This is a genomic window from Paenibacillus sp. NPDC101420 (genome assembly GCF_050277435.1).
GTDB lineage: Bacteria > Bacillota > Bacilli > Paenibacillales > Paenibacillaceae > Paenibacillus_AQ.
On the sequence record NZ_JBNNSE010000009.1, the window covers coordinates 186,159 to 194,415 of the forward strand.

The following is an 8,257-nucleotide window of genomic DNA, read 5'->3' on the forward strand; positions in this document are numbered from 1 at the left end:
ATTCTGGGACGGGCCTTTCTATGTTCATTAACGAAATGATTAAAGTGATGAAAGAAATTAAATAAGGATGTTAAAGAGATTGGAATCCTTATTGATTTCTACATAATCTACACCCTTCTGCTGCATCCGTTCGATAAGTGGTTCATAAGCTTCAATGGACAATAGCTCTATGCCTACAAGCGCGGGACCATTCTCTTTATCATGCTTCTTGATGTACTCGAAACGGGTAATGTCATCCTCTGGACCGAGGATTTCGTCCAAGAACTCACGCAGGGCACCTGCCCGTTGTGGGAAGTTCACCATGAAGTAGTGCTTTAAGCCTTCGTAAATCAGTGACCGCTCTTTGATCTCCTGCATACGGTCAATATCGTTGTTACCCCCACTAATGATACAGACGACCGTCTTCCCGCGGATTTGATCACGGTATTGATCAAGTGCTGCGATAGGTAAGGAACCGGCTGGCTCAACTACTATAGCGTTCTCGTTATACAGCTCCAGAATGGTGGTACAAGCCTTGCCTTCAGGTACCATCACGATGTCATCCAGATGCCGGGAACAAATATCATAAGTCAGTCCACCAACGCGCTTTACAGCCGCTCCGTCCACGAACTTGTTAATTTCTTTTAGCGTTACCACTTCTCCAAGCTTAATTGCTTCAGTCATTGAAGCAGCACCAAGCGGTTCCACACCAATCAACTTAGTGGATGGACTCACCGTCTTCACATAAGTGGCTATTCCTGCTGCCAGGCCGCCACCACCAATCGTTACGAACATAAAATCCGCAGGATGGTCCAGATTCTCCATTACTTCCATCGCAATTGTCCCATTGCCTGCAATAATTCTCGGCTCATCAAACGGGTGGATCAATGTCATACCATGGTCTATACAAGCTTGCAGAGCTTCATCATAAGCATCATCGAAGGTATCGCCCTTCAGAATGACCTCAACAAACTCACCGCCGAACCGTCGAACTTGCTTAACCTTCTGGTTAGGTGTAGTGCTGGGCATATAGACCTTGCCCTTAATTCCAAGTGCCTTACAGGAATAGGCTACACCTTGTGCGTGATTTCCTGCACTCGCGCAGACAATACCTTTAGCTCTATCTTCTGCGGATAGACTACGAATCATATTATAAGCTCCGCGGATTTTAAAAGAACGGACAATCTGCAAATCTTCGCGCTTCAAATATACATCGCAATCATACTTGGCCGATAGTACGGCGTCACGCTGTAGTGGAGTCCGGATGATGACCTCCCGCAGTACGTGATGAGCCCGTACGATATCTTCCATTCCTACGATTCGGTCTTCCTCTTCTCTCATAACCCTCTCGCCTCACTATCATCTATTCATTCTACTTCTTGTAAACATACTCTCCCAAAGACATTTTTTCAAGCATTGTCCGCTGTATGCAATACAATTATTGATGCAAATCTTATTTTCTTATATTAAAAAAGAGACTACAGGAATCTCCCATAGCCTCTTTAAGTTCATGTCCGTCCAAGATCTGAATTCTACTAATCCTGTTGCTTCAGCATCCACTTCAGCAGATCAGGTAGGCTTGTCCACAAACGCGAGTGTACAATCACATATTCGATAGCTTCATTAGCGTCGCCCATTCCCACAAAATCCGGAAGATTATGCGGCAATCTTTTGATCCCTAACAAATAATCCGGCACATGCTTGTTCACATTCCGCGCTACGCGGTACAACATTTTCAGTTGGGAAGTAATCCCATTCTTCTTATATTCTAAGACCATCCGGTCGTAAGCTACTGTCGCCGCTGCATCATTGCCGAACTTTTCCAGCACCTTTTCTGTCTTCTTGAGCTTGTTGGTGTAGAGATACGCAGCCGTTAAAAGGTAACGCGCACCTGTGTTATCTTCAGGATTCAGCTCTAAAATGTGCTCAAGTACTTTTTGTGCTTCTTCTGCATTTCCGCTAAACCAACAAGAGTCGGCATAGCTTTTGCAAATTCGAATGTATGGACGAGTCTCGTGGAGGTCCCAGAAATGTCCCTTGTTCTCAGCGAAAAAGGCTTCTCCAAGCTCACGTTCACCTGCATCCATCCCTGCTTTTAGAAAAGCACGAGCATCTGCTTCATTCTCTGCTTCCTCAGCCAAAATGAGATAAGCATCCGGACTGTCCGGATAAACCTCTAATGCGGCTTCAGCTAACTGTATCCGGCGGTTGGATGAATTGGTTTGCATAGCCTTTTGTAATAGTGCTTGCTCCTGATCCTTCGGACTGCCTGAGATATTCAGCAAAAGTAATTCTTCTTCCGCACCACCCATGCCGTATTCCTCAATGTAATTGAGCATCTCTTTGACTTTTCTAGAGATGGTAGGCGTAGTAACCTCATGTTTGGTAGCAAGATCCGCTTGTGTTAGGGAGAAGCCATATTCCTCAGACAAAATAAATTCGATCGCCGCGCAGAAAGAGCCCATTTTCTTCACAGCAGGCTTAGTCTTACGGGAATAACCATTCCACAGAACTAGAGCTTCCCAAATAAGCTCTCTATCATAGCTTTCTCTCATGCTCTCAATAAGGTGCAGCGCCAGTTGTTCATGTGCTGGATGCTCCCAATTCAGATCACGTGACACTTTTTTTCTGAGCGTAGCAAGGGTTAGCTTCACTTCAGGTTGTGCTACGGGTTCCTGTTTCTCAGCCACAGTCTCGCTAGCTGCCGCTTCTTCCTTGTTTACAAGTTGCATGATGGACTCTACTGCAGAAGTTTCTTTACCAAGGCAGCATTTCTTATATTTTTTCCCGCTTCCGCAAGGACACAAGTCATTTCTTCCAATCTTACTCAAAACGAATTCCTCCTTAAATCTGTGAGTAGCCATTCGCCATAAGCGTATCGCTAGTATGCACTATAAGTATCATCATTTCCAGGCACGAGGCATCCTTTATAAGGTTACTTCACAAAGTCTGAAGGACTCCGATTTAAAAGGGCCTTCCCATGATCGGAAAGACCCTTATCTGTATATATCCGCACATTTTCCCCCGTACGTGTAGTATTATAGCACTTCTTCTATCACTTGTCAGTCCTTTTTTAGGACTTTAAGCGCAAAAAATGCTAGATACAGTTCTTTATCCTTATACCAAAGCTTTCATAGCGATGTCGCTGCGGCTTTGTTTTCCGGAAAAAGAAATTCCTTCGGCTCTAGCGTAAGCTGCAACACGAGCTTCAGCAATCGTAGCACCTAGGCCTACCACGCCTAGTACCCGACCACCATTCGTCACCCAGCTTCCGTCTTCACCACGCGCCGTACCAGCATGGAAGATCAGCCCTCCTTGGCTGTCTTCAAGACCTTCAATCGGTACACCCTTTGAATAAGGCCCTGGATATCCTCCCGAAGCGAGAACTACGCATACAGCCGCTTCGTCGCTCCATTCAATGTCGATATCTGCAAGTCTGCCCTCTGTGACCGCCAGAAAGATTTCTAGCAAGTCGCTCTTGAGTCTAGGCAACACGACCTGAGTCTCAGGATCACCGAAACGAGCATTAAACTCAATCGTCTTTGGTTTACCCTCTGGAGAAATCATCAGTCCCGCAAATAGTACACCGCTAAAGGGACGACCTTCATCCACCATAGCTTTTGCTGTCGGCTTAATGATGGTCTCGATCGCTTCTTGGATAATAGCCTCATCAATATGTGGTAAAGGCGAATAGGTACCCATTCCGCCGGTATTAGGACCTTTATCCCCATCAAATACGGGCTTATGATCCTGGGCAGCAGCCATAGGACGTACCGTCTCTCCATCGACAAAAGCCAGAATCGACATTTCCTGTCCAGCTAGAAATTCCTCAATAACAACCTGAGCGCCTGCTTCACCGAATACCTTAGTGACCATAATATCAGCGAGCGCTTGCTCTGCTTCTTCCAACGAATAAGCAACCGTCACGCCTTTTCCTGCAGCCAGCCCATCTGCCTTGATTACGATCGGAAGCGGCTGTTCCCGCAAATAAGTTAGCGCAGCTTCATAGTCGTCGAACTTCTCATAGGCTGCTGTCGGAATATTATATTTATGCAAAAGATCCTTCATAAAGGTTTTGCTGCCTTCGATCTCCGCCGCATTCTTGCGTGGGCCAAACACAGGAATATCCTGTGCTTCAAAAGCATCCACAATCCCAGCAGCGAGCGGATCATCTGGGCCGATTACAACAAGACCTACTTCCTTCTCTTTCGCAAAAGCCGTCAGACGATCGAACTCAAATACTCCGATCGGCACACATTCGGCTAACTGCGCAATCCCGGCGTTGCCGGGTGCGCAATAGATTTTACCTGCCTTGGGGCTTTGGGATAGACTCCAAATCATCGCATGTTCCCGGCCGCCGCCGCCAACCACTAAAATATCCATCCGAATATGATCCTCCCAGTGCTCTAGTGTTTGAAATGACGGACGCCTGTGAAGACCATAGCAATACCATACTCATTAGCGACCTTAATTGACTCTTCGTCTTTAATGGAGCCGCCTGGCTGAATCACTGCAGTGATTCCTGCTTTTGCTGCCATTTCAAGCGTATCGCCCATTGGGAAGAACGCGTCGGAAGCGAGTACGGCTCCCTTAGATTTTTCACCAGCTTGTTCGATTGCAATTTTAGCTGCACCAACACGGTTCATCTGTCCTGCACCTACGCCAACGGTCATATCATCAGCAGCCAGCACAATCGCATTAGATTTCACATGCTTAACTACTTTCCATCCGAACAACAATTGTTTCAATTCTTCCTCGGTTGGTTTACGGTCCGTAACGACTTGTAGATCATCTGGGTTCACAGAGTGCACATCGCTCTCCTGTACAACCATTCCTCCATCAATAGAGGTAACTACAAAGCTGCTCTTACGCGCACTAGCCGTACTAAGGTTACCGATTTTGAGCAAACGGAGATTCTTTTTCTTCGTAAGGATTTCCAGTGCTTCTTCCGTAAAGCCTGGTGCCAACACGATTTCGAGGAAAATATCTTTCAGCAGGTTCGCTGTGTCTGCATCAATAATCCGGTTTGCTGCTACAATCCCACCAAAGATAGAAGTTGGATCCGCGTTGTAAGCTTTTTGATAAGCTTCGTATACACTTTCACCCACACCTACACCACAAGGGTTCATATGTTTAACCGCTACGACAGCAGGCTCTTCAAATTCTTTCACGATTTGTAGTGCTGCGTTAGCATCGTTGATATTGTTATAAGACAACTCTTTGCCGTGCAATTGTTCAGCCGCAGTGAGTGTATCCAGTGCCGCCAATGGCTTGCGATAGAACGCCGCTTTTTGATGCGGATTCTCGCCATAACGCAGATCCTGAATTTTCTCATAAGTCACGGTGTAGCGCTCTGGCAGAGGCTCGCCAGTAACGTTAGCCAAATAATCGGAAATCAAGGCATCGTAAGCCGCCGTATGACGGAACACTTTTGCCGCAAGACGTTTGCGTGTTTCTAGCGTTGTATCTCCACCTGCGCGAACCTCTTCAAGTACAGTAGCGTAGTCATTAGCATCCACCACTACACTCACAAAAGCATGGTTCTTCGCCGCAGAACGCAGCATCGTAGGTCCGCCGATATCGATATTCTCGATGGCTTCCTCGTAAGATACGTCAGGTTTTGCGATCGTTTCCGCGAACGGATACAGATTCACAACAACCAGATCGATGTAGTCCAGACCAAGCTCCTTCATTTGACGCGTGTGTTCCTCGTTATCACGAACCGCAAGCAATCCACTGTGTACAGCAGGGTGCAAGGTTTTGACACGTCCGTCCATGATTTCTGGGAATCCTGTCACATCGGAAATCCCGATAACTGGAACACCTTCTTTAGCCAAAAGCGTGCTTGTTCCACCTGTAGAGATAATTTCTACGCCTAATGCAGACAACTCGCGGCAAAAATCCACGATACCTTGTTTATCCGATACGCTGACTAGCGCTCTTTTGATACTCACTTTGAATAGTCCTCCTTCAGGTTGTACGTGCGATTTAATATGAAGAAAACCCACAACGCGACACATAACGCCGCTTATGCAATATTTCCCGAGAAATACCCTGAAACATCTCGGTCTGTCACCAAATGTCGATCCAAAACTTCGAATGGCTGCGGTGCAGCTTACTTTTCGCGGATAATCGTCTTTCTTCCACTCAGTTCCACTTTCCCGCTGGCAAAAGCACCAACCACTTCGGGATACAGCTCATACTCAACCTTATGAATACGTTCTGCCAATGAATCCGCCGTGTCGTTATCCTGCAGGGCTACGCTGCGCTGAGCAATAACAGGCCCGGTATCCATACCTCCATCGACAAAATGCACAGTAACACCCGTCAGCTTCACGCCATAATCCAGCGCTTGTCCGATTGCATCTTTTCCTGCAAAAGCAGGCAGCAGCGATGGATGAATGTTAATAATTCGTCCAGCATACGGCGTTAAAAGCACTGGCGTAATAAGACGCATGTATCCTGCCAGCACAACCAGCCCGATTTCCCGCCGCTGAAGCTCTGCTACAATCTCTGCTTCGTAGAGTTCACGGCTGGCGAAGTCTTTTGGCCGCAGCAAGAGGGCGGGAATGCCCGCATCCTCCGCTCGCTTAGCTACAGGTGCCTCTGGCTTGTCGGATACAAGCAACTCAATATTGCCCTCACCAAGCAAGCCTGCTCTCTGTGCATCGATCAGTGCAGCAAAATTACTGCCTTGCCCAGAAGCAAAAACAGCGATTCGACTCCATTGCATCACACTTCAGCTCCAGTAAAGGTTACTTTGCGTTCCCCTTCTGTCACTTTACCAATGATAAAAGCCTCTTCTCCGCTCGCTTTGAGCAGTTCAAGAGCATGTTCTCCATCAGCGCTACTTACTACCAGAACAAGTCCAATTCCCATATTAAAAGTAGTAAACATATCACGGTTGCTTACGTTTCCTTTGTTCTGCATCAATCCGAAGATCGGCAGAATCGGCCACGATCCGTAATTAATCTCCACATCTACACCGTCAGGCAATACGCGCGGGATATTCTCGATGAATCCGCCACCCGTAATATGTGCCATCCCTTTCACCGGAAGCTGCTCCAGCAGCGCCAGCAAAGGCTTCACATAAATCTTAGTTGGTGCAAGAAGTACATCCACAAGCGGAGCTCCAAGCTCCGGAAGCACATCATTCAGGCCATATCCATCTTCCTCAAGCAAAAGCTTACGCACCAGTGAGAAGCCGTTGCTGTGCACGCCGCTAGAAGCTAAACCAATCACTGTGTCTCCAGCAGCGATGTTAGCGCCTGTTACCAGCTTCGCTTTGTCAGCAACGCCAACTGTGAATCCAGCGATATCATACTCACCCGCTGAATACATGCCCGGCATTTCAGCCGTTTCGCCGCCAATCAGCGCACAACCTGCTTGGTGACAGCCCTCTGCGATTCCTGCTACGATCGCTTCAATTTTCTCCGGTACGACTTTGTCGCAAGCCAGATAATCGAGGAAAAATAGCGGCTCCGCGCCTTGCACTACAATGTCGTTCACGCACATAGCTACAGCGTCGATCCCAATCGTGTCATGGCGATCCGCAGCGAACGCGATCTTAAGCTTCGTGCCTACACCATCAGTTCCCGATACGAGCACTGGCTCTTCATATTTATCTTTATTGAGGCCAAACAGCGCTCCGAACCCACCAAGATCCGTCATTACTTCTGGACGGTAAGTACGTTTTACGTGCTTTTTCATGCGTTCTACCGCTTCATTACCAGCCGCAATATCCACTCCGGCGTTTTTATAAGCTTCCGACACTTGGGACACCTCATCTTATTTTAATTTAGAGCGCGTTTGTGGGGCATTCGGGATTTTTTTGGTGGTTATTGGAGTTATTCCGAGGAATGTTTGGACTTCCGATCGCTGTTATGTTTGGATTTCCTGATTTAACCGCTCATCGCGGTAGAAATCCAAACATAAAGGCGAACGCTACGCTTCTACAGTTCCAAACTTCCTCTCCATAACTCCCTCCAACCACCGCTTTCACCCTACTGCAAGCCGCAGTGCGCGCCTTGCACACGGACCTCAAGACCTCGGTGCATGAGCTGCGCCATGCACCTCCTTAAGCGAAACAAGCGGGTCCTGCATTTGCGCAGCAAACAGGGACGAGCTTGGTGAGCTGCTCTTGGCGCTTTGGGCGCAGCCGAGCGCCTACCTTAGCGAGACTAGCGGGTCCTGCATTTGCGCAGCAAACAGGGACGAGCTTGGTGAGCTGCTCTTGGCGCTTTGGGCGCAGCCGAGCGCCTACCTTAGCGAGACTAGC

General features: G+C 47.8%; 7 protein-coding genes. All 7 read right to left on the reverse strand.

Annotated features, from left to right (window positions below; all coding sequences use genetic code 11):
* Positions 1–57: 57 nt before the first annotated feature.
* Complete coding sequence (ilvA, locus tag ACQKMP_RS27505) at positions 58–1,320, reverse strand: threonine ammonia-lyase IlvA (protein ID WP_042184762.1); 1,263 nt, start codon at positions 1,318–1,320, stop codon at positions 58–60.
* 194 nt (positions 1,321–1,514) lie between these two features.
* Complete coding sequence (locus tag ACQKMP_RS27510) at positions 1,515–2,810, reverse strand: SEC-C metal-binding domain-containing protein (protein ID WP_188114728.1); 1,296 nt, start codon at positions 2,808–2,810, stop codon at positions 1,515–1,517.
* 286 nt (positions 2,811–3,096) lie between these two features.
* Positions 3,097–4,362, reverse strand: coding sequence for a phosphoribosylamine--glycine ligase (gene purD / locus ACQKMP_RS27515; protein WP_042184757.1), 1,266 nt, complete (start codon positions 4,360–4,362; stop codon positions 3,097–3,099).
* A gap of 23 nt (positions 4,363–4,385) precedes the next feature.
* Entirely contained in the window at positions 4,386–5,933 is a 1,548-nt protein-coding gene (gene purH, locus ACQKMP_RS27520; protein WP_076121669.1) for a bifunctional phosphoribosylaminoimidazolecarboxamide formyltransferase/IMP cyclohydrolase, read from the reverse strand.
* 161 nt (positions 5,934–6,094) lie between these two features.
* The gene (purN, locus tag ACQKMP_RS27525) at positions 6,095–6,712 is read right to left on the reverse strand and encodes a phosphoribosylglycinamide formyltransferase (protein ID WP_076286942.1); all 618 of its coding nucleotides are present in this window, start codon (positions 6,710–6,712) and stop codon (positions 6,095–6,097) included.
* The gene (purM, locus tag ACQKMP_RS27530) at positions 6,712–7,752 is read right to left on the reverse strand and encodes a phosphoribosylformylglycinamidine cyclo-ligase (RefSeq protein ID WP_042184751.1); all 1,041 of its coding nucleotides are present in this window, start codon (positions 7,750–7,752) and stop codon (positions 6,712–6,714) included. The genes purN and purM overlap by 1 nt, the downstream gene beginning before the upstream one ends.
* 304 nt (positions 7,753–8,056) lie before the next feature.
* Positions 8,057–8,257 (reverse strand): hypothetical protein (locus tag ACQKMP_RS27535; protein WP_427472104.1); only part of this gene is annotated, 201 nt, incomplete at its 5' end.

What these genes read in the sequence shown, in the direction of transcription:
- ilvA (WP_042184762.1), bottom strand. Translation starts at nt 1,320, where the DNA reads ATGAGAGAAGAGGAAGACCGAATCGTAGGAATGGAAGATATCGTACGG.
- purD (WP_042184757.1), bottom strand. Translation starts at nt 4,362, where the DNA reads ATGGATATTTTAGTGGTTGGCGGCGGCGGCCGGGAACATGCGATGATT.
- purN (WP_076286942.1), bottom strand. Translation starts at nt 6,712, where the DNA reads ATGCAATGGAGTCGAATCGCTGTTTTTGCTTCTGGGCAAGGCAGTAAT.